The sequence below is a fragment of the Delftia sp. WSY_16 genome (genome assembly GCF_043104415.1).
Taxonomy (GTDB): domain Bacteria; phylum Pseudomonadota; class Gammaproteobacteria; order Burkholderiales; family Burkholderiaceae_C; genus Comamonas; species Comamonas tsuruhatensis.
In genome coordinates this window covers 702776-723448 of the sequence record NZ_JBICKS010000040.1, presented here as the reverse complement: position 1 = coordinate 723448, position 20673 = coordinate 702776, and the positions used below count along the sequence as shown (strand labels likewise).

Sequence of the window (20673 nt, the reverse complement as noted above, 5' to 3'; positions counted from 1 at the left end):
TTCAGGAGGGCTTTTCCGTTTTGGTTGCTCCCATTTGTTCCAGGTCCTGGATATTCCAGTGCAGCCCGGTGATCTGCGGCGTATTCGTATCTGGCGCGGTCTGATAATCAGTGGCTGAACGACGAAAGGGCAGGCAGGATGAGCGAGCAGGTCGATTGCGTGGTGGTGGGGGCGGGCGTCGTGGGGTTGGCCGTGGCCAGGGCCCTGGCGTTGCAGGGCAGGGAAGTCATGGTGCTGGAGGCAGCTGAAGCCATTGGTACGGGTACCAGTTCGCGCAACAGCGAGGTCATCCATGCCGGCATCTACTATCCCCAGGGTTCGCTGAAGGCCCGGTTTTGCGTCGAAGGCCGCCAGCGTCTCTATGCCTATTGCGAGGAACGCGGCGTTGCCCACCAGCGCTGCGGCAAGCTCATCGTGGCAACGGATGAGGCGCAGCGCGGCCAGCTCCAGGCCATTGCGCGCAAGGCCGAGGCCAATGGCGTCAATGACCTGCGCTGGCTGGATGGCCCCGAAGCACGGGCCTTGGAGCCTGCGCTGCAGTGTGTGGCGGCAATGCATTCGCCCAGCACCGGCATCATCGACAGCCACGGCCTGATGCTGGCTCTGCAGGGCGATCTCGAAAACGCAGGCGGCATGGTGGTCTGCCATGCCGAGGTGCAGGAGGCCGCCGCAACGTCTGGCGGCGTGTGGCTGCGCACCGCCGACGGCACGCAGCTGCAGGCGCGTAGCCTGGTCAACGCGGCAGGCCTGAATGCCCCGTTGCTGGCGGCGCGCCTGCAAGGCTTTCCGCAGCAGTTGGTTCCACGCGCCTTCTATGCCAAGGGCAACTATTTCACACTGTCCGGGCGCGCGCCGTTCTCGCGCCTCATCTATCCCGTGCCCGAGGCTGCAGGTCTGGGCGTTCATCTCACGCTGGACATGGGTGGACAGGCCAAGTTCGGCCCCGATGTGCAGTGGGTGGAAAGCGCAAGCGATCTGCAGGTCGATCCAGCGCGCGCCGACGCCTTCTATGCAGAGATCCGCCGGTACTGGCCGGCCCTGGCCGATGGCGCGCTGGTGCCCGGCTACGCTGGCATCCGTCCCAAGATCAGCGGTCCTGGCGAGGCGGCGGCAGACTTCACGATCCAGGGACCGCAGGTCCATGGCGTTGCGGGCGTGGTGCAGTTGCTGGGCATCGAATCGCCGGGTCTGACCAGCTGCCTGGCCATCGGCGCACATGTGGCGAAGCTGCTGGCCTGATGGTCTGCCGGTCCACGACACACGGCCACGGCAGGCCTTGTCTGACAAGGCTCAGGCCCCCTCGCTTCCCGGAAGCCAGGGAACAATTGGATAAGATGCTTGCATGTAACAAGGGCCTGCCCATGTTGCGTGACAGGTATCGGGCGACATGATTGCCTGCTCCCCGCTGTATTTGTTTTCACCTCAATAGAAAGGCTCATCATGACGAAGTCGATCACTGAAACCGTCTCCACCGCGCAAGCCGATCTTGAAAAACTGGTCAGCGACCTGCGTGGCCTGCTGTCTGCCAAGGAGCTGGATGCCGTGCCGGAAATCCACATGCTGCGCCAGCGCATCGATGACGGCATGTCCAATGTGCGTGACTCGGCTGTGCGCGCCGCGCAGGAAGCGGCCCGCCAAGCCAAGGATGCCGCCTATGCGGCGGATCGCTATGCCCACGACGAGCCGTGGCGTGTGGCTGGCGCGGCCCTGGCTGTGGGCGCCTTGCTGGGCTTCATGCTGGGCCGTCGCTGATCAACGGCATGCCTGACCAGAAAAGGATGCCTGTGAACTGGATTTCCCTTCTGGGTTTGGATGCCTGGGTGGCGCGCTGGCGTGCTGCCGTGATCGAGCTGGCCATTGCCGCCGAGGACCGTACCGACCTGGCTCGGCTTGAATGGGTTCAGCACAAGCGCAGCATGCAGACCGTGGTCGTGCTGCTGATCGCGCTGGCCGGACTCAGCGTCGTGGTCATGCTCATGCTGTCCGTGGCGGTGCTGGTGCAGTTCTGGGACACGGAGCACCGCGTGATGGTGGCCTGGCTGCTGTTTGGCGGCTGGCTGGCTATCCTTGCAATTGCCTTGTGGCAGTTGCTTGCGGCCGTACGACGCCTGGCACGCCCTTTCATCCTCACCCGCAACGAGCTGAGCCAGGACTGGCAGGCGCTGAAGAAGAGGCTGTAACCATGGTCAATGCTTCCAATGCTTCCCAGTCCCGCGACGAGGTTGCGCCGCCCAGGCCCACGGGCCCCAATGCGGCGCTGTGGCCCACTTCCACCGTGGAGCAGCAGCAGGTGATGCAGCGCATTGCCCAGCAGCGCGAGCGCCTCAGGGCGCGCTCGGCGGCCGTGGCCCAGGCCCGGGCGCTGAGCCGTGCCGCCACACACGTGCGCCCGGATGCACCGCTGATCGAGCGCGTCGCAACGTTTGCGCGTCTGCACCCCGTGGCCGTGGGCGTGGCGGCTGCCGCTGCCTTGGTCATGGGGCCGCGCAAACTGATCCGCATCGGCACCACACTCATGCCTTTGCTGGTACGCCTTCAGCAGCGCAGGGGCTGAGATAAGGCCTTGCAAGGCTTCTTGCACAACAAACGCCCGGCATGCCGGGCGTTTTCTTTGGTCAGCACGCGGATAACGCGGCAGTCAACGCAGTTGCGCGATGGCCCGTGCGGCCTCTGGTACCAGGCAGGGGCCCCGATAGATCAGGCCGCTGTAGATCTGGACCACATCGGCGCCCGCCCGGATCTTGCTGACCGCATCTTCGCCGCTGAGAATGCCTCCCACGCCGATGATGGGGTAGCGGCTTCCCAGCGCAGAGCGCAGTTGGCGGATGACCTGGTTGCTGGCCTCCAGCACCGGCGCGCCGGAAAGGCCGCCCGTTTCCTCGGCGTGGGGCAGGCCCTTGACGGCATCCCGGCTGATCGTGGTGTTGGTGGCGATCACGCCGTCCATGCTGTGGCGCTGCAGCGTGGTGGCGATGACGCCGACCTGCTCCTCATCCAGGTCGGGTGCGATCTTCACGAACACCGGCGCCCGCTTGCCGTGCTGCGTGGCCAGTTGCTCGCGCCGCTCGGCAATCGCTCCCAGCAAGGCATCCAGCGCTTCGTCGCTTTGCAGGGCACGCAGATTCTTGGTGTTGGGCGAGCTGATGTTCACCGTCACGTAGTCGGCATGCGGGTAGACGCCATCGAGCGCCTTGAGGTAGTCGCTGGTGGCTTCTTCGATGGGCGTGCTGGCGTTCTTGCCGATGTTCAGCCCCAGCAGCATGGGCTTGCCCATGGCGCGGGCCTGTGAGCGCTTGACGTTGCTCAGGAAGGCATCGAGGCCTTCGTTGTTGAAGCCCAGTCGGTTGATCAGCGCATTGCGTTCGGGGATGCGGAACATGCGCGGCTTGGGGTTGCCGGGCTGCGCGCGCGGAGTCACGGTGCCCACCTCGACGAAGCCGAAGCCCATGGCGGCCAGCGCATCGATACAGCGTGCGTTCTTGTCCAGGCCTGCAGCCATGCCGACGCGATTGGGGAACCTGAGTCCGGCAAGCTCGACGGGATCACTCACCATGGGTTGGGCCCAGGCCTGCTGCAGGAGCGTGTTCTGCCCCTTTGCCATCAGGTTCATCGTGAGATCGTGGGCGGATTCGGGGTCCATGCCGAAGAGAAAGGGACGGGTCAGGGCGTAGGGGATCAAAGACATGGGGATAATCGAAGGATTACCTGGATTTTCCCTCATGACGACATCTGCTGCCTCTTTTTCCCAAGATGAACTCAAAGCCCTGGTCGGGCAAGCCGCTCTTGCCTACGTAGTGCCCGGCGAAATCGTCGGCGTCGGCACGGGCTCGACGGTCAACAAGTTCATCGATGCGCTGGCCACCATCAAGGACCAGATCCCTGGGGCCGTGTCCAGCTCCGTGGCCAGCACCGAGCGCCTGAAGGCGCTGGGCATCAAGGTGCTGGATGCCAACGAGGTGGACCGCCTGTCGGTATACATCGATGGCGCCGACGAGATCGACGGCCGGGGCTACATGGTCAAGGGCGGGGGCGCGGCACTGACGCGCGAGAAAATCGTTGCGGCGCTGGCCGAGCGCTTTGTCTGCATCGCCGATGCCTCCAAGCGCGTCGAGGTGCTGGGAGACTTTCCGCTGCCGGTGGAGGTGATTCCCATGGCTGCTGCCCAGATTGCCCGGCGTTTCGAGGCCAGGGGTGGCCGGGCCGAGATCCGCATGAAGGACGGTGCTCCTTTGGTGACGGACAACGGCCAGCACATTCTTGATGTGCGCGGCCTGAAGATTGCTGAGCCGCTGGCCTTTGAGTCCGAGGTCAACCAGTGGCCCGGCGTGGTCACCGTGGGCGTTTTTGCGCACCAGAAGGCATCGGTCTGCCTGCTGGGCACGCCTGAAGGCGTGCAGACGCTCGACTATTGAGGCAGGAACCCGGTCCTGGCCTCTCGGCTGCTAGCCGATGCTCTCGAACACCGCAGCGCCTGCGGTCCAGACGAGCAGGGCCATGCCACCGAGACACAGCGCGCGCAATGAAGCTTGCGTGCGCTGCTTTTTGATGCGCTGAATGAGCCAGGTGACGGCCGCCAGCCCGGCGTAGATGGCAAAGAAGCCAGCCGTCGTCATGTAGTAGGCCAGGCGGTTGAGACCGTTGCCCAGGCCTCCGTCATGCATGAACCACAGCGTGATCAGGCAGGGCACCAGCACCAGGCAGGTTAGCCGCAACGGCTCTCGCCACGAAGGCCTTGCCACCAGTACCCACCCGATGAGCGCAGGCAGGCCCACAAGAATGCCCAGCCTGGCCAAGGTCCAGGCCACGTCGGACAGCATGGAATCCACGGCCGGGCTCCTGACGGCGGCAGTGTCTGCCTAGAAGCTCAGGCCTGCGGGGTTGTCGCTGGTGCGTGCACCAGGCGCGGGGGCGGGTATGGGGGCGCGCCTGTTTGCCTGCTCCTCGGCGGTGGGTGCTGCGGCGGGCGCTGATGCGGTCGGTGCGGCAGGCTTGGGTGTGGTCAGGGGCTGCGCGGGTGGCTGCTTGTACTGGGCAGACAGCTGGGAGCTTGCGGGGTAGCCTGCGGCATCCAGGTACTGCGTCCATTCGCTGGAGGAGAAGCCGGTCAGAAACTGCTTGCCGATGGTGGCAAACGGCAGTCCGGTCTGCCCGCTGAGCTTGTTCAGGGCTGCCGCGTCCGCCTCGGTCTGCACCAGGCGCTCGGCATAGGGGATGCCCCGGGACTGCAGCAACTGACGAGCGCTATCGCAGGGCGTGCAATCGGACGAGGAGTACAGCGTCACTGGAAAGCGGCTCGCAATCTGGCGCAGCGCATAGGGCAGGCCTGCGTTGCTGTCCGGGGCGCCCGCCACTGCCTGGGCGGCGGGCGCTGCCTGCTGCTGTGCGCTTTGGGCGGGGCGGTCCGAGAAGGTGACTTTTCCGTCCGGCCCAACGATACGGTAGACCTGCTGTGCGGCGGCTGGCAGCGCGGCGGCAAGGCAGGCGAGGGCGAGGCATGGCATCAGGTGGCGCAGGGCGCCGTGGCCAAGGCTGGGAGAAGACTGCATGGACGATCTCGGTTTCGGAAGAAGGGTTTCGTGCCGGGGCGGCGACCACTCGCCGGATGGATGCCCGCACAGGAGTGCCTGCAAGCATAGCGTGCCATTCATCCTGGGCCATCTTCTGGAGTCGCAGGATGTGGCTGCGCGCATCCGGTGGAGTTGCCGGGCCAGGAAAAAGCGCCCCATCGGGGCGCTGCAGACCGGGTTGCCAGGCTCAGGCCTCGGCCATGCCCTGGTGGCGCAATAGCGCGTCCAGCTGGGGTTCGCGGCCACGGAAGGCCTTGAACGACTCCATCGCCGGGCGGGATCCACCGGCTTCAAGAATGGCCTCGCGGTAGCGGCGGCCTGTCTCGGGGTTGGGGGTTCCATCGGCCAGCATGGTTTCCTCGAAGGCCGCATAGGCATCCGCCGAGAGGACTTCGGCCCACTTGTAGCTGTAGTAGCCCGCTGCGTAGCCGCCTGCAAAGATGTGGCTGAAGGTATGGGCCGAGCGGCTGTAGGCGGGCGAGGGCAGCACGGCCACTTCGGCGCGAACCTGGGCCAGCAGCGGCATGATGTCGGCCTTCGGATCGTGCTCGGTGTGCAGCAGCATGTCGAACAGCGAGAACTCGATCTGGCGCAGCGTCTGCATGCCAGACTGGAAGTTCTTGGCCGCGATCATCTTGTCGTACAGTGCGCGCGGCAGTGGCTCGCCCGTGTCCACGTGGGCGGTCATGTGCTTGAGCACTTCCCACTCCCAGCAGAAGTTTTCCATGAACTGGCTCGGCAGTTCCACCGCGTCCCATTCCACGCCCGCGATGCCCGAGACATCGCGCTCGTTGACCTGGGTCAGCATGTGGTGCAGGCCATGGCCTGTCTCATGGAACAGCGTGATCACGTCATCGTGCGTGAGCAGGGCCGGCTTGCCGTCAACGCCGGTGGCAAAGTTGCAGACCAGGTGCGCGACCGGCGTCTGCAGCTTGTGGCTGTCGGGGCGCAGCCAGCGGGTGCGTACATCGTCCATCCAGGCGCCGCCGCGCTTGCCCGAACGTGCGGGCTGATCCAGGTAGAACTGGCCGACCAGTTGGGGGCCTTGCGGCGTGCTGCGCTCGATGCGATAGAACTCGACAGCGGGATGCCACACCGGCGCCACGTCGCGGCGGATGGCCACGTCGAACAGCGTCTCCACGATCTTGAACAGGCCGGCCAGCACCTTGGGGGCGGGGAAGTATTGCTTGACCTCTTGCTCGCTGAAGGCATAGCGCGCTTCCTTGAGCTTTTCCGAGATATAGGCCCAGTCCCAGGGCTGGGGATCGGCCAGGCCCAGTTCCTTGCGTGCGAAGCTGCGCAGGTCGGCGACATCCTTTTCGGCATAGGGGCGGGCGCGGTGCGCGAGGTCACGCAGGAAGTCGATCACCTGCTGCGGCGAATGCGCCATCTTGGGAACCAGCGAGATCTCGCCGAAGTTGCGGTAGCCCAGCAGCTGCGCCTCTTCCTTGCGCAGGGCAAGTATTTCGGAAATGTTGGCCGTGTTGTCGAAGCGGCGGGCATCGCCCTCTGCCTGGTCGGAGGCGCGTGTCACATAGGCGCGGTAGAGCTTCTCGCGCAGCGCGCTGCTGGTGGCGAACTGCATCACGGGCAGGTAGCAGGGCATCTTCAGCGTGAGCTTGAAGCCTTGCTTGCCTTCGGCTTCGGCGGCGGCACGGGCGGCCTGGCACACGTCCTGGGGCACACCGTCCAACTCATCGGCCGTGGCGTAGTAGGCAAAGGCATCGGTGGCATCCAGCGCGTTCTCGCTGAACTTCTGCGTGAGTTCGGCCGAGCGTTCCTGAATCTTGGCAAAGCGCAGCTTGGCTTCACCCTGCAGCTCCGCGCCAGACAGCACGAAATTGCGCATGGCATGGTCCCATGCGGCGCGCTGCTCCACGTTGAGCGTGGCAGGGTCGATGGCCTTGTACTTGGCGTACAGCCGCTCGTCGGCGCCCAGGCGCGTCCAGAACTCGGTGACCTTGGGCAGGGATTCGTTGTAGGCAGCGCGCAGCTCGGGTGTATCGGCCACGCTGTTGAGGTGGCTGACGGCGCCCCAGGCGGTCCCCAGCTTCTCGGTGGCGACATCGAGCACGGCGGAGATCGAATCCCAGCGCGCGGGGAAGTCAGGTGCCGTGACGGTCTCCAGGGCCTCGCAGGCCCCGGTCAGAAGATGGTCGATGGCCGGGCCGACGTCGGCGGGGCGGATGCGATCGAACAGGGGCAGGTCGGAGGATTCGAGGAGGGGATTGCTCATGCGTGTCAGATGCCGTCGGGTGCATTGAAATCAAGCGGCTCCCCGGGGAGCTGCCCGATGCTTGTCAGCTCCTGGTCAGCCGGCGGCGCGCTCGGCCGCCTCCATGGTGTTGACCAGCAGCATGGTAATCGTCATGGGGCCGACGCCGCCCGGCACGGGGGTGATGAAGCCGGCCACTTCCTTGACACCGTCAAAGTCCACGTCGCCGCAGAGCTTGCCTTCGTCGTTGCGGTTCATGCCCACGTCGATGACCACGGCGCCAGGCTTGCACATGTCTGCGGTCAGCACATTGCGCTTGCCCACGGCGGCGACCACGATGTCGGCCTGGCGCGTCATGGCGGCCAGGTCCGCCGTGCCGCTGTGGCAGATGGTGACGGTGGCATTGGCGGCCAGCAGCATCATGGCCATGGGCTTGCCGACGATGTTGGAGCGGCCGATGACCACGGCGTGCTTGCCGCGCAGGTCCTTCATGCCGATGGATTCGAGCATCTTCATGCAGCCATAGGGCGTGCAGGCCTTGAAGCCGACTTCACCCACCATCAGCGCGCCGGCGCTGGCTACGTGAAAGCCATCCACATCCTTGAGCGGCGAGATGGTCTCGATGACCTTGTGGTCGTCGATGTGGGCGGGCAGCGGCAGCTGGACCAGGATGCCGTGGATGTCGGGGTCGTTGTTCAGCGCCTCGACGCGGGCCAGCAGTTCGGCTTCTGTCATCGAGGCGTCGTACTTCTCCAGCACGGAATGAAAGCCTGCGTCCTCGCAGGCCTTGACCTTGTTGCGCACATAGACCTGGGAGGCCGGGTTGTCGCCGACCAGGACCACGGCCAGGCCGGGCGTGGTCCCTCGGGCCTTTAGGGCAGTGGCGCGCTGTGCGACTTCGGCACGCAGTTGGCGGGAGAGGGCGTTGCCGTCGATGAGTTGGGCTGTCATTGCAGTGGATACCAAAATAAAAATGCTGCTAGGGCTTGTTGGTCAAGCGCTAGCAGCCCTTTGAAAAAAGCAGGGGAGGCGTCGGTGCTTATCCTGCGACGGCCGCCTTGGCCGCCGCAGCGGTCTGGCCCTGGCCCAGGGCGATCTTGAGCAGGTCGGCCACGGTGTTGGCGTTGAGCTTTTCCATGATGTTGGCGCGGTGCGCCTCCACGGTCTTGATGCTGATGCCCAGGTCGTCGGCGATCTGCTTGTTCAGGCGGCCGGCGACGATGCGCTCGAGCACCTGGGCTTCGCGGCTGGTCAGCTTGGCCAGCAGGGCGTCGCGGCTGGCGGCCTGCTGGTGGCCGGCAAAGGCTTCGCGGGCATGGTCCAGCATGCGCTCGACCAGGTTCAGCAGTTCTTCCTCGTTGAACGGCTTCTGGATGAAGTCCAGTGCGCCCTTCTTCATGGTGTTCACCGCCATGGGCACGTCGCCGTGGCCGGTGATGAAGACGATGGGCAGGGGAGACTTGCGTTCGATCAGTCGGTCCTGCAGTTCCAGGCCGGTCATGCCGCCCATGCGGATGTCGACGATGAGGCAGGCGATTTCGCGTGGGTCGTAGCGCGAGAGGAAGGTCTCGGCCGAGTCGAAGCAGCGCACACGATAGTCCTTGCCCTCCAACAACCATTGCAGCGAATCACGAACCGCTTCGTCGTCATCAACTACGTACACAGTGCCTTTTTTGGGGATCAAGCTCATGCAATCGTCCTTGTTGTGGGTTCAATGGTCGCTGCCGGCGTTGTCGCGTCGCCCGGCGGGGCCAGCGGCAGCCAGAATGAAAATCGGCAGCCGACAACCTCGGAACCATTGTAGAGGTTCTCGGCACGCATACGGCCCTGGTGGGACTCGACAATGCTGCGGCACAGATTCAGGCCCATGCCCATGCCTTCGCTCTTGGTGGTGAAGAAGGCCTCGAAGAGGCGCTCCAGCACCTCGGGCGGCAAGCCCTTGCCGGTGTCCTGCACGTTGAATTCGATGACGCGCTGGTCCTCGATGGTGCGCGGCACCACGCGCAGTTCCACGTTGCGCTGGTGGCTGGGTCGGCCCGATTGCTCGATGGATTCGGCGCCGTTCTTCATGAGGTTGACCAGCACCTGCTCGATGAGGATGGTGTCGGCCATGATGGCCGGCATGCGCTCGGCCACGTGGTAGGTCAGCTGTACGTTGCGGCGGCGCAGCTCGATGCCGGCCAGCTCCACCGCCTCGCTGACCATGTCGGTGACCTGGGCCAGGGTGCGGTTGGGTTCGCTGCGCTTGACGAAGGAGCGTATGCGCAAAATGATCTGGCCCGCGCGCTGCGCCTGGTGGGCGGTCTTCTCCAGCGCGAACTTCATCTGCTCCTCGGTCAGCGTGCCTTTTTCGAGGCGCGTGAGCATGCCGCTGCAGTAGTTGCTGATGGCGGTCAGCGGCTGGTTGAGTTCGTGGGCCACGCTGGAGGCCATCTCGCCCATGGTGATCAGGCGGCTGACGGACTGGGCGTGCTCGGCCTGGCGATCGGCCTGCTCCTCGGCCAGGCGGCGCGGCGTGATGTCGGTGGCGATCACCATCTGCGCCAGGCGTCCGTCCACCCAGCTCAGGTAGCGCGAGCGCACTTCCAGCCACTTGCCCAGTTCGGGCAGATAGATCTCGGCGTTCTCGCTGCGTGCGCTGGTCAGCGAGTCGGTGGGCAGGCCCATCAGGCCATCCTCATCGTCCATGCCCTGCGGCTGAGAGCGCACGGGCAGCACGCCGGCCTGGGCGACGAGCTGCAGATGGCCATCGGTCTGCGAGCCGAACCATTGCCGGTACAGCTTGTTGGCGAACAGCAGCTCGGCGCTGCCAAGCGGGGCGACGGACACCGAGGCGTCCAGCGCCTCCAGCACGATGGTGAAGCGCTCGTAGGAGGCCGACAACTGCTCGCGGATGCGGTTGGGCTCGGTGATGTCGGTCATGGACGACATCCAGCCCGTGTGCTGGCCGTGGGCGTCGATCAGCGGCGAGACATACAGGCGCGCGTCGAACTGCGTGCCGTTCTTGCGCTGCACGCGCACCTGAAAGCCCCCGACGATGGTCTTGCCCGACAGCTCCTCGCGCAGCTTGGAGTGCAGGTTGTCGTAGTCGTTGTCGGGCCAGTAGGAATAGGGCGGCATCTGGCCGACGAGTTCGGATTCGCTCCATCCCGTCATCTGGCAGAAGGCGGCGTTCACGTAGGTGATGCGGCCTTGCAGGTCCAGCGCGCGCATGCCGGTGAGCACCGAGTTCTCCATGGCGCGGCGGAAATTGGTTTCGGCAACCAGGGCTTCCTGCGCGCGCTGGCGGCGTCGCGTGTGGCGCCAGGTGGCCAGCAGCAGCCATGCCGTCATCGCGCTGAGCGTGCCCACCAGCCAGAACAGGCCGCTGCCCACCACGCCCAGCGAGGTGCGGTAGGCCTGTGCGCGCAGCACCAGACTGTTGCCCACGGGGGCGACCGGAGCCTCGTCCTCATTGGCCACCGTGCGCCAGCGCAGCAGGTCGGTGGCATTTTGCTTGCGCGGCGTCAGCGGTGTGCCGGCCAGAACCTGGCCCCGGCTGTCGAGCATGGTCATGGCATAGCGGGCCATGATTTCGGTGGGCGTGCCGTAGCGCAGCAGGCTGTCCACGGAATACTCGCCCAGCAGCTCGCCGATGTAGCGGCCGTCCTGCGCCAGCGGCACATGCAGCTGCAGCAGCGGCGCGGCCTCGCCCTTGTGGGCCAGGCCTTGCACATAGATGGGCTGCTGCATCTCGCGCGCGAGCTGGTAGGCCTCCAGGGCGTCACCGGCGCGCAGGACCTCGCGGGGGATGCGCAACTGGTCGCTGCTCACGGTGGGGGCGGACTGGCTGGCCAGAATGCGGCGTTGGGAGTCGATCCAGGTGATGGACTGCAGTTCGGGATACTGGCTGATGAGCGCTTCGGCGCGGCTGGCGAAATCGGACTCGGCCAGATCGTGGTTGCTGATGTCGCGCGCCATGCGCATCAGTTGCTCCTGGCGCTCCAGCAGGCGCAGGCGCACGCGCTGCTGGGCATATTCCACGTCGCGGTGCAACGCTTCCTTCTCGCGGTCGATCTCCTCCATGCGCAGATACCAGAACGACGCGACGATGGCGGCCATGAACATCAGTACGGCGGCCAGCGGGGCGAGTGCCGCAAAGCGGTCCTGGCGCGTGGGGGAAAGACTGCGCCACCAGCTGCGCCACCAGCGCACTGGCGCGGCCACGCCTGCCATGGGGGCAGGGCTGTGCGTGCCGTGCTCGGAAGGGGAGGATTGCATGCGCCCAGTGTAGGGGAGAGTCTGACTGTTTTTAAGGAGTATTGGAGTCGCCACGCAGGCGCTTCGGCGACGTTCTTTGGGGTCTTCACTGTATGTGCGTTTGCAGCAAAATTTCAAATTATGAAATCAAAAAGCACCATTTGAAATTCGAAAAAAGTATGCGACACTCGCCGAGCATTGAGGCAGTGAATCGGTATCTTCAAGTTCGCCAGACAGGGTCTGTGCCGCGCAAGGCGTGGTGAACTACCCGCCTGCGATGGCGCGCTGCGCCGCTCACTGGTTCGACCCCAAGACGCTACCTTCTGCAAGGAGACATTCCCATGACAGCTCAGACTGACCCGCAAGGCAATGCAGGCGTTCCCGCCGGCCTGGACCAACAAGAATCGCGCGAATGGATGGACGCACTGTCGGCCGTCATCGACCGTGAAGGCGCCGAATATGCGCACAAGCTGATCGAGGACCTGCTCGAACATGCACGCCAGAACAGCGTGGACATGCCCTTCTCGGCCAACACCGGCTACGTGAACACCATCGAGGCCTCGCAGGAAGCGCGCTGTCCCGGCAACCTGGAAATCGAAGGCCGCCTGCGCGCCTACATGCGCTGGAACGCCATGGCCATGGTGGTCAAGGCCAACCGCCTGCACCCACCCGAAGGCGGTGACCTGGGTGGCCACATCGGCTCCTTCGCTTCGCTGGCCAACATGTTTGCGGCCGGCTTCAACCACTTCTGGCACGCCGAAAACGAAAACCACGGTGGCGACTGCCTGTACATCCAGGGCCACGTCTCGCCCGGCATCTATGCCCGCGCCTATCTGGAAGGCCGCATCTCCGAAGAGCAGCTGCTGAACTTCCGCCAGGAAGTGGACGGCAAGGGCCTGTCCAGCTACCCGCACCCCAAGCTGATGCCCGAGTTCTGGCAGTTCCCCACGGTGTCCATGGGCCTGGGCCCGCTGATGGCCATCTACCAGGCGCGCTTCCTCAAGTACCTGCACGCCCGCGGCATTGCCGACACCGAAAACCGCAAGGTCTGGGTCTTCTGCGGCGACGGGGAAATGGACGAGGTCGAGTCGCTGGGTGCGATCTCCCTGGCCGCCCGCGAAAAGCTGGACAACCTGATCTTCGTGATCAACTGCAACCTGCAGCGCCTGGACGGTCCGGTGCGCGGCAACGGCAAGATCATCCAGGAACTCGAGGGCGAGTTCCGCGGCTCCGGCTGGAACGTCATCAAGCTGCTGTGGGGCAAGGGCTGGGACGAGCTGCTGGCCAAGGACAAGGACGGCGTGCTCAAGAAGATCATGGCCGAGTGCAACGACGGCGACTACCAGTCGTTCAAAGCCAATGACGGCGCCTACGTGCGCAAGAACTTCTTCGGCCGCGATCCGCGCGCGCTGAAGATGGTCGAGCACATGAGCGACGACGAGATCTGGAACCTGCGCCGCGGCGGCCACGATTCGCAGAAGGTCTATGCGGCCTTCCATGCGGCCAATTCGCACAAGGGCCAGCCCACCGTGCTGCTGGTCAAGACCGTCAAGGGCTTCGGCATGGGCAAGATCGGTGAAGGCAAGAACACCGTTCACCAGACCAAGAAGCTGGGCGACGAGGACATCAAGGCCTTCCGCGACCGCTTCAACATCCCGATTCCCGACAGCCAGATCGCCGACCTGCCTTTCTACAAGCCGGCTGACGACACGCCGGAAATGCGCTACCTGCACGAGCGCCGCAAGGCCCTGGGCGGCTACCTGCCGCACCGCCGCGTCAAGGCCAGCGAGCAGTTCACGGCGCCTGCGCTGGACACCTTCAAGGCCATCCTCGAAGCCACGCCCGAAGGCCGTGAGATCTCGACCACGCAGGCCTATGTGCGTTTCCTGACGCAGCTGCTGCGCGACAAGGAAATCGGCCCGCGTGTCGTGCCCATCCTGGTGGACGAGGCACGTACCTTCGGCATGGAAGGCCTGTTCCGCCAGATCGGCATCTACAACCCCGCTGGACAGCAGTACACCCCGGTCGACAAGGACCAGGTGATGTACTACCGCGAGGACAAGGCCGGCCAGATCCTGCAGGAAGGCATCAACGAAGCCGGCGGCATGAGCAGCTGGATCGCGGCAGCCACGAGCTACAGCACGAGCAACCGGATCATGATCCCGTTCTATGTGTACTACTCGATGTTCGGCTTCCAGCGCATCGGTGACCTGGCCTGGGCGGCCGGCGACATGCAGGCGCGCGGCTTCCTGCTGGGCGGCACCTCGGGCCGCACCACGCTGAACGGCGAAGGCCTGCAGCACGAAGACGGCCACAGCCACATCCTGGCCAACACCATTCCCAACTGCGTGAGCTACGACCCGACCTTCGCCCACGAAGTCGCCGTGATCATGCAGGACGGCCTGCGCCGCATGGTGCAGGAGCAGGAAAACGTCTTCTACTACATCACGCTGCTCAACGAGAACTACGCCATGCCCGGCCTCACGCCCGGCACCGAGCAGCAGATCATCAAGGGCATGTACCTGTGCAAGCCCGGCCAGAAGGTGCCGGAAAGCGGCCTGCGCGTGCAGCTGCTGGGATCGGGCACCATCCTGCGCGAATCCTTCTTCGCCCAGGAACTGCTGCTGGCCGACTGGGGCATTGCCGCCGACGTGTGGAGCTGCCCCAGCTTCAACGAACTCACCCGCGACGGCCAGGAAGCCGACCGCTGGAACCTGCTGCATCCGCTGGAAACGCAGAAGGTGCCCTTCGTCACGCAGCAGCTGCAGTCGCACAATGGTCCGGTGATCGCATCCACCGACTACATGAAGGCCTACGCCGAGCAGATCCGCCCCTACATGCCCAAGGGCCGCACCTACAAGGTGCTGGGCACCGACGGCTTCGGCCGTTCGGACTTCCGCCGCAAGCTGCGCGAGCACTTCGAGGTGGACCGCCACTACATCGTGGTCGCCGCACTGCGCGCGCTGGCCGAAGAAGGCAAGATCAACGCCACCACCGTGGCCGAGGCGATCGCCAAGTACGGCATCAAGGCCGACAAGATCAACCCGCTGCACGCCTGAGTAAGAACGGGAGACACCTATGGCATTGGTAGACATTCAAGTTCCGGACATCGGCGATTTCGATGAAGTCGGTGTGATCGAAGTGCTGGTCAAGGCCGGCGACCAGATCAAGGCCGAGCAATCGCTGATCACCGTCGAGTCCGACAAGGCATCGATGGAGATTCCGTCCAGCCACGCCGGCGTGCTCAAGGAGCTGCGCGTGAACCTGGGCGACAAGGTCAAGCAAGGCAGCATCATTGCCGTGATCGAGACCGCAGACGCTGCGGCACCGGCACCGGCAGCTGCTGCCCCGGCTCCCGTGGCTGCGCCTGCATCTGCTGCGCCTGCATCTGCGCCTGCGCCGGCCGCTGCTCCCGCTGCCGCGCCTGCGGCCTCGGGCGCCGCCACGCAGATCGATATCAAGATTCCCGACATCGGCGACTTCAAGGACGTGGCCGTGATCGAGATGCTGGTCAAGGTCGGCGACACCGTGACGGCAGAGCAATCGCTGTTCACCGTCGAATCCGACAAGGCCTCGATGGAGATCCCCTCGCCCGCAGCGGGCACCATCACGGCGCTGACGCTCAAGATCGGCGACACGGTCAATGTGGGCGACGTGGTCGGCCAGATGAGCGTGCAGGGCGCTGCCGCGCCTGCAGCCCAGGCTGCGGCCCCGGCACCTGCTGCTGCAGCCCCTGCACCGGCAACTGCTGCCCCGGCCGCTGCAGCTCCGGTGGCTGCCGCTGCAGCATCGGCTCCTGCCGCTGCACCTGCACACAACCCCACCGTGGCGCCCACCGGCAAGCTGCCCCATGCATCGCCCTCCGTGCGCAAGTTCGCCCGCGAACTGGGTGTGCCGCTGGACGAGGTCAAGGGCTCGGGCAACAAGGGCCGCATCACGGCCGACGACATCCAGGCTTTCACCAAGTCCGTCATGGCCGGTGCCGTGCAGACCAAGGCCCAGGCTGCGGCGGCTCCCAAGGGCGGCTCCGGCGGCGGCGCCGGCCTGGACCTGCTGCCCTGGCCCAAGGTGGACTTCGCCAAGTTCGGCCCGGTCGAGCGCAAGGACCTGTCGCGCATCAAGAAGATCAGCGGCGCCAACCTGTCGCGCAACTGGGTCATGATCCCCCACGTCACCAACAACGACGAGGCCGACATCACCGACCTGGAAGCTTTCCGCGTCTCCACCAACAAGGAGAACGAGAAGAGCGGCGTCAAGGTGACCATGCTGGCCTTCGTGATCAAGGCGGTGGTCGCGGCGCTCAAGAAGTTCCCGGAGTTCAACGCCTCGCTGGACGGCGACACCCTGGTCTACAAGCAGTACTTCCACATCGGCTTCGCGGCAGACACGCCCAATGGCCTGGTGGTGCCCGTGCTGCGCGATGCCGACAAGAAGGGCATCCTGCAGATCAGCCAGGAAATGGGCGAGCTGGCCAAGAAGGCCCGCGACGGCAAGCTCGGCGCTGCCGACATGCAGGGCGGCTGCTTCTCGATCTCGTCGCTGGGCGGCATCGGCGGCACGAACTTCACCCCCATCATCAACGCCCCGGAAGTGGCCATCCTCGGCCTGTCCAAGGGCCAGATGAAGCCCGTGTGGGACGGCAAGCAGTTCGTGCCGCGCCTGACGCTGCCGCTGTCGCTGTCCTATGACCACCGCGTCATCGACGGTGCCTCGGCCGCGCGCTTCAACGCCTACCTGGGTCAGGTGCTGGCGGACTACCGCCGCATCCTGCTGTAAACGGAGGCCCGACACATGGCAATCATCGACATCAAGGTGCCCGACATCGGCGACTTCGCCGAAGTGGGCGTGATCGAACTGCTGGTCCAGCCCGGTGACACCGTCGCCAAGGATCAGTCTCTGATCACCGTGGAGTCCGACAAGGCCTCCATGGAGATTCCTTCCAGCCATGCCGGCGTGGTCAAGGAACTCAAGGTGCAGCTCGGCGACAAGGTCGCCGAGGGCTCCGTGGTCCTGACGCTGGAGGCTGCCGGCGAGGCGGCCACTGCGCCCCAGGCTGCCGCTGCGGCTCCTGCAGCCGCCAGCGCCGCGGCACCTGCCGTGCCGGCTCCAGCGGCCCCGGTCCCCGCTCCTGCGGCAGCAAGCTACGCTGGTGGCGCGGCCGACTATGACTGCGACGTGGTCGTGCTCGGCGGTGGCCCTGGCGGCTACTCTGCCGCCTTCCGCGCAGCCGACCTGGGCCTGAACGTGGTCATCGTCGAGCGCTACAAGACCCTCGGCGGCGTCTGCCTGAACGTGGGCTGCATTCCCTCGAAGGCGCTGCTGCACGTGGCGGCCGTCGTGGACGAGGTCAAGCACCTGGAAGTGGCAGGCGTCAAGTTCGGCGCGCCCGAGGTCAACATCGACCAGTTGCGCGGACACAAGGACAAGGTCATCGGCAAGCTGACCGGCGGCCTGGGCCAGATGGCCAAGATGCGCAAGGTCACCGTGGTGCGCGGCTACGGCAACTTCGTCGGTGCCAATCACCTTGAGGTGGAAGAGACCACGGGCGACGGCCAGGAAAAGACCGGCAGCAAGAAGATCGTGCAGTTCAAGCGCGCCATCATTGCCGCCGGCAGCCAGGCCGTGCACCTGCCCTTCATGCCCAAGGACCCGCGTGTGGTGGACTCCACCGGCGCGCTGGACCTGGCCAGCGTGCCCAAACGCATGCTGATCCTGGGTGGCGGCATCATCGGCCTGGAAATGGGCACCGTCTACTCCACGCTGGGCGCACGCCTGGACGTGGTGGAGATGATGGACGGCCTCATGCAGGGCGCCGACCGCGACCTGGTCAAGGTCTGGCAGAAGATGAACGCGCCGCGCTTCGACAACATCATGGTCAACACCAAGACCGTGGGTGCCGAAGCCACGCCCGAAGGCATCAAGGTCAGCTTCGCGCCCGCCAAGGACGGCATCACCGTGCCCGAGCCTCAGGTCTACGACCTGGTGCTGCAGGCCGTGGGCCGCACGCCCAACGGCAAGAAGATCGCCGCCGAGAAGGCCGGCGTGGCCGTCACGGACCGCGGTTTCATCGAAGTCGACATCCAGATGCGCACCAACGTGCCCCACATCTTCGCCATCGGCGACGTGGTGGGCCAGCCCATGCTGGCGCACAAGGCCGTGCACGAGGCCCATGTGGCCGCCGAAGTCATCGCCGGTGAACTGCAGGGCAACAAGGAGCTGGCCGCCAGCGCCTTCAATGCCCGCGTGATCCCCAGCGTGGCCTACACCGACCCGGAAGTGGCGTGGGTGGGCCTGACCGAGGACCAGGCCAAGGCCCAGGGCATCAAGGTCAAGAAGGGGGTCTTCCCCTGGACGGCATCGGGCCGCGCCATTGCCAATGGCCGCGACGAAGGCGTCACCAAGCTGCTGTTCGACGACAGCCCCGAGGCGCATGGCCATGGCCGCATCCTGGGCGGCGGCATCGTCGGCACGCATGCGGGCGACATGATCGGCGAGATCGCGCTGGCCATTGAAATGGGTGCCGACGCCGTGGACATCGGCAAGACCATCCATCCTCACCCCACGCTGGGCGAGAGCCTGGGCATGGCGGCCGAGGTGGCGCACGGCTCCTGCACGGACCTGCCGCCGCAGCGCAAGTAAGCGCAACGCCCGGCCTTCGGAACGGGCAAGGACACAAAGGCAGCTTCGGCTGCCTTTGTGCTTTGGGGGGTAGTACGGGTCGCAGGCCGGCTCAGGCCTGGGAGCGCAGCCACTGCAGTAACTGCGCGTGCACGCCATTCGGTGCAGGCGGGGCAGGGGACAGCAGGCAATAGCGCGATCCATCCTCCACAAAGCCCATGGGCGCCGCCAGCACGCCGCTGGCAATGTCGTCGCGCACCAGTTGCCAGGGGCCTATGGCCACGCCCATTCCGGCCACGGCAGCCTGGAGCGTGAAATAGAAATGTTCGAACTGCAGCTGCGGTCCCGAGGGCTGGGGCTGGCCGCTGTACTCGGCCCAGGTGGCCCAGGCGCCGGGGCGCGTGCGGCTTTGCAGCAAGGGCGCATCGGCGCGCAGCCTGGGCGTGTGCTCTTGCGCGGGGCGGTCGCACCATTGCGCCAGGCGATCGGGCCGGCAGACCGGGCCTATGCGCTCTGCGAACAGCGTTTCGGCATGGCAGCCTGCGGGAAGGGCGAAATCGTCGCGCCGTATGGCCAGGTCGATCCCGTCCGCAAACGAGAACGGGCCGCCGCCGGCCACCAGGTGCAGTTGCAGCTCGGGATGCATTTGCTGGAACTGTGGCCAGCGCGGAATCAGCCAGCGCATCAGCAAGGTGGGTTCGCAGGACAGCACCCAGCGGCGCGCATGCCGCGCGCGTGCGCGCAACTCCTGCGTCGCCTGGCGCATGCGCTCCAGGCCTTCATGCACGGCCTGTGCGAGATGGCGCCCAGCGTCGGTCAGGAAGACGCGGCGGCTGCGGCGGTCAAACAGGGTCACGCCCAGATCGTCTTCCAGCAGGCGCACGGCCCGGCTGATGGCGCCGTGGGTCAGATGCAACTCTTCAGCCGCCTTGCTGAAGTTCTCCCGTCGGGCGGCTGCTTCGAAGCAGCGCAGGGCCTGCAACGACGGCAGCCGCTTGCTGGGAGTCTGTGAATTGAGTTCACTAACTGTGTCAGAAAACATCGTTATGTATTTTTATGGAAGGCCAATACTATCCCGCGTTGCACTGAGTCGAACGGAGAATGCATGACCGAATGGATAGCTGTAGTCACCATTACCTTGCTGGCCGTGATCAGCCCCGGGGCGGATTTCGCCATGGTCACGCGCAACAGCCTGCTGCGCTCGCGCCGCGCGGGCATGCTCACGGCGCTGGGCATAGGCCTGGGCGTGCTGGTCCATGTCAGCTATACCTTGCTTGGGGTGGGGTTGCTGATGCAGCAGGCCACCTGGCTGTTCGATGTGGTCAAGCTGCTGGGTGCAGCCTATCTGATCTATCTGGGCGTGACCATGCTGCGCAGCCGGCCGGACGGAGAAATGGCCAGCCACCCGGCTGCCGTACTGTCCGACATGGCGGCGCTGCGCACGGGCTTTCTGACGAATGCGCTCAATCCCAAGACCACGGTGTTTGTGGTGAGCCTGTTCCTGCAGATCGTGGGGCAGGACACATCGCTGGCCACGCAACTGGCGTACGGCGGGTTCATCTCGCTGGCCCATGTGGGTTGGTTTTGCATCGTGGCGCTGTGCTTTTCCGCGCAGCGGGTTCGTGCCCGGCTGCTGGCCGTACGGCACTGGATAGACCGGGCCTTTGGCGGCATGTTGGTGGGCTTCGGTGTGTTGCTGGCCAGTGCCAAGCTGAGGCTGTGATGCCATGAAGGCCTGACAGGAATCGGTGGGGGAGGACGGGCGAAAGGCCGCAGCGCATGCGGCCTCTGCCCGGCATGCAAGGCCTGCGAGGTGCCATGGGGTGCCTCGCAGGCCAAGCTGTTTCTGGGGCAGCGGAAATGCCTGGCCGCGCAGCTGGAGCGCCTCACCTGGGCGTTCCAGTGCCACGGGCTATGTCGAATGCGCTGCCGATGCCCGCTGCCGCAAGCCGGTTGGTGGGCAGATGCCAGGGGCGCTGCTTGCGGGCGCCGCTTGGCCTATGCTTTCGATACTTCACACATCACCCACAGGGC

17 protein-coding genes are annotated in these 20673 nt (G+C 65.4%); 9 read left to right on the top strand and 8 right to left on the bottom strand.

Annotated features, from left to right (window positions below; all coding sequences use genetic code 11):
* The first annotated feature begins 138 nt into the window (after positions 1-138).
* From ACF8O7_RS22930 to ACF8O7_RS22915, 4 genes are all read left to right on the top strand, one after another.
* Positions 139-1239, top strand: coding sequence for an NAD(P)/FAD-dependent oxidoreductase (locus ACF8O7_RS22930; protein ID WP_016451692.1), 1101 nt, complete (start codon positions 139-141; stop codon positions 1237-1239).
* Between the two features lie 201 nt (positions 1240-1440).
* Positions 1441-1752, top strand: coding sequence for a DUF883 domain-containing protein (locus tag ACF8O7_RS22925; protein ID WP_016447117.1), 312 nt, complete (start codon positions 1441-1443; stop codon positions 1750-1752).
* 8 nt (positions 1753-1760) lie between these two features.
* Positions 1761-2180, top strand: a complete 420-nt coding sequence (locus ACF8O7_RS22920) for a phage holin family protein (protein ID WP_016447116.1) — start codon at positions 1761-1763, stop codon at positions 2178-2180.
* Between the two features lie 2 nt (positions 2181-2182).
* Complete coding sequence (locus ACF8O7_RS22915; RefSeq protein ID WP_126311424.1) at positions 2183-2554, top strand: hypothetical protein; 372 nt, start codon at positions 2183-2185, stop codon at positions 2552-2554.
* Positions 2555-2638: 84 nt separating this feature from the next.
* Here the strand turns inward: ACF8O7_RS22915 and ACF8O7_RS22910 are convergent, their stop codons facing one another.
* Complete coding sequence (locus tag ACF8O7_RS22910; protein ID WP_126311423.1) at positions 2639-3685, bottom strand: quinone-dependent dihydroorotate dehydrogenase; 1047 nt, start codon at positions 3683-3685, stop codon at positions 2639-2641.
* A gap of 34 nt (positions 3686-3719) precedes the next feature.
* On the opposite strand from ACF8O7_RS22910, the gene rpiA reads away from it, so the two are divergent.
* Positions 3720-4412 carry a ribose-5-phosphate isomerase RpiA gene (gene rpiA, locus ACF8O7_RS22905; RefSeq protein ID WP_026062503.1) on the top strand — a complete coding sequence of 231 codons (693 nt, stop codon included), beginning with the start codon at positions 3720-3722 and terminating at the stop codon, positions 4410-4412.
* Between the two features lie 30 nt (positions 4413-4442).
* On the opposite strand, the gene ACF8O7_RS22900 is transcribed toward rpiA, so the two are convergent.
* From ACF8O7_RS22900 to ACF8O7_RS22875, 6 genes are all read right to left on the bottom strand, one after another.
* Positions 4443-4817 carry a hypothetical protein gene (locus ACF8O7_RS22900; protein WP_223275203.1) on the bottom strand — a complete coding sequence of 125 codons (375 nt, stop codon included), beginning with the start codon at positions 4815-4817 and terminating at the stop codon, positions 4443-4445.
* A gap of 39 nt (positions 4818-4856) precedes the next feature.
* On the bottom strand, positions 4857-5546 hold the full coding sequence (locus ACF8O7_RS22895; RefSeq protein ID WP_392444375.1) for a glutaredoxin family protein: 690 nt from the start codon (positions 5544-5546) through the stop codon (positions 4857-4859).
* 208 nt (positions 5547-5754) lie between these two features.
* A complete protein-coding gene (locus ACF8O7_RS22890) occupies positions 5755-7803 on the bottom strand; it encodes a M3 family metallopeptidase (protein ID WP_017405846.1) in 2049 nt (682 codons plus the stop codon).
* Between the two features lie 75 nt (positions 7804-7878).
* Positions 7879-8733, bottom strand: a complete 855-nt coding sequence (gene folD / locus ACF8O7_RS22885) for a bifunctional methylenetetrahydrofolate dehydrogenase/methenyltetrahydrofolate cyclohydrolase FolD (protein WP_016447109.1) — start codon at positions 8731-8733, stop codon at positions 7879-7881.
* 88 nt (positions 8734-8821) lie between these two features.
* Positions 8822-9472 carry a response regulator transcription factor gene (locus ACF8O7_RS22880; RefSeq protein ID WP_012205807.1) on the bottom strand — a complete coding sequence of 217 codons (651 nt, stop codon included), beginning with the start codon at positions 9470-9472 and terminating at the stop codon, positions 8822-8824.
* Entirely contained in the window at positions 9469-12042 is a 2574-nt protein-coding gene (locus ACF8O7_RS22875; protein ID WP_016447108.1) for a PAS domain-containing sensor histidine kinase, read from the bottom strand. Before ACF8O7_RS22875 ends, ACF8O7_RS22880 begins: the two co-directional genes overlap by 4 nt.
* 320 nt (positions 12043-12362) lie before the next feature.
* Here ACF8O7_RS22875 and aceE point away from each other — a divergent pair, with 320 nt between their 5' ends.
* From aceE to lpdA, 3 genes are read left to right on the top strand one after another with little or no spacing between them, the layout of a single operon-like run.
* Positions 12363-15080 (top strand): pyruvate dehydrogenase (acetyl-transferring), homodimeric type, encoded by a 2718-nt coding sequence (gene aceE / locus ACF8O7_RS22870; protein ID WP_016447107.1) that lies wholly within the window; start codon positions 12363-12365, stop codon positions 15078-15080.
* 19 nt (positions 15081-15099) lie between these two features.
* Positions 15100-16797 carry a dihydrolipoyllysine-residue acetyltransferase gene (gene aceF / locus ACF8O7_RS22865; protein ID WP_016447106.1) on the top strand — a complete coding sequence of 566 codons (1698 nt, stop codon included), beginning with the start codon at positions 15100-15102 and terminating at the stop codon, positions 16795-16797.
* A 15-nt stretch (positions 16798-16812) separates the two neighbouring features.
* A complete protein-coding gene (lpdA, locus tag ACF8O7_RS22860) occupies positions 16813-18660 on the top strand; it encodes a dihydrolipoyl dehydrogenase (RefSeq protein WP_016447105.1) in 1848 nt (615 codons plus the stop codon).
* 91 nt (positions 18661-18751) lie between these two features.
* On the opposite strand, the gene ACF8O7_RS22855 is transcribed toward lpdA, so the two are convergent.
* A complete protein-coding gene (locus ACF8O7_RS22855; RefSeq protein WP_016451704.1) occupies positions 18752-19681 on the bottom strand; it encodes a LysR family transcriptional regulator in 930 nt (309 codons plus the stop codon).
* Between the two features lie 63 nt (positions 19682-19744).
* Here ACF8O7_RS22855 and ACF8O7_RS22850 point away from each other — a divergent pair, with 63 nt between their 5' ends.
* On the top strand, positions 19745-20362 hold the full coding sequence (locus ACF8O7_RS22850; RefSeq protein WP_047327341.1) for a LysE family translocator: 618 nt from the start codon (positions 19745-19747) through the stop codon (positions 20360-20362).
* The last annotated feature ends 311 nt before the right edge of the window (positions 20363-20673 follow it).

Coding starts and splice junctions, on each gene's coding strand:
- ACF8O7_RS22880 (WP_012205807.1), bottom strand. CDS start 9,472: ATGAGCTTGATCCCCAAAAAAGGCACTGTGTACGTAGTTGATGACGAC.
- ACF8O7_RS22875 (WP_016447108.1), bottom strand. CDS start 12,042: ATGCAATCCTCCCCTTCCGAGCACGGCACGCACAGCCCTGCCCCCATG.
- ACF8O7_RS22850 (WP_047327341.1), top strand. CDS start 19,745: ATGACCGAATGGATAGCTGTAGTCACCATTACCTTGCTGGCCGTGATC.
- ACF8O7_RS22930 (WP_016451692.1), top strand. CDS start 139: ATGAGCGAGCAGGTCGATTGCGTGGTGGTGGGGGCGGGCGTCGTGGGG.
- ACF8O7_RS22895 (WP_392444375.1), bottom strand. CDS start 5,546: ATGCAGTCTTCTCCCAGCCTTGGCCACGGCGCCCTGCGCCACCTGATG.
- aceE (WP_016447107.1), top strand. CDS start 12,363: ATGACAGCTCAGACTGACCCGCAAGGCAATGCAGGCGTTCCCGCCGGC.
- ACF8O7_RS22920 (WP_016447116.1), top strand. CDS start 1,761: ATGCCTGACCAGAAAAGGATGCCTGTGAACTGGATTTCCCTTCTGGGT.
- ACF8O7_RS22855 (WP_016451704.1), bottom strand. CDS start 19,681: ATGTTTTCTGACACAGTTAGTGAACTCAATTCACAGACTCCCAGCAAG.
- ACF8O7_RS22890 (WP_017405846.1), bottom strand. CDS start 7,803: ATGAGCAATCCCCTCCTCGAATCCTCCGACCTGCCCCTGTTCGATCGC.
- ACF8O7_RS22900 (WP_223275203.1), bottom strand. CDS start 4,817: ATGCTGTCCGACGTGGCCTGGACCTTGGCCAGGCTGGGCATTCTTGTG.
- lpdA (WP_016447105.1), top strand. CDS start 16,813: ATGGCAATCATCGACATCAAGGTGCCCGACATCGGCGACTTCGCCGAA.
- folD (WP_016447109.1), bottom strand. CDS start 8,733: ATGACAGCCCAACTCATCGACGGCAACGCCCTCTCCCGCCAACTGCGT.
- rpiA (WP_026062503.1), top strand. CDS start 3,720: ATGACGACATCTGCTGCCTCTTTTTCCCAAGATGAACTCAAAGCCCTG.
- ACF8O7_RS22910 (WP_126311423.1), bottom strand. CDS start 3,685: ATGTCTTTGATCCCCTACGCCCTGACCCGTCCCTTTCTCTTCGGCATG.
- ACF8O7_RS22925 (WP_016447117.1), top strand. CDS start 1,441: ATGACGAAGTCGATCACTGAAACCGTCTCCACCGCGCAAGCCGATCTT.
- ACF8O7_RS22915 (WP_126311424.1), top strand. CDS start 2,183: ATGGTCAATGCTTCCAATGCTTCCCAGTCCCGCGACGAGGTTGCGCCG.
- aceF (WP_016447106.1), top strand. CDS start 15,100: ATGGCATTGGTAGACATTCAAGTTCCGGACATCGGCGATTTCGATGAA.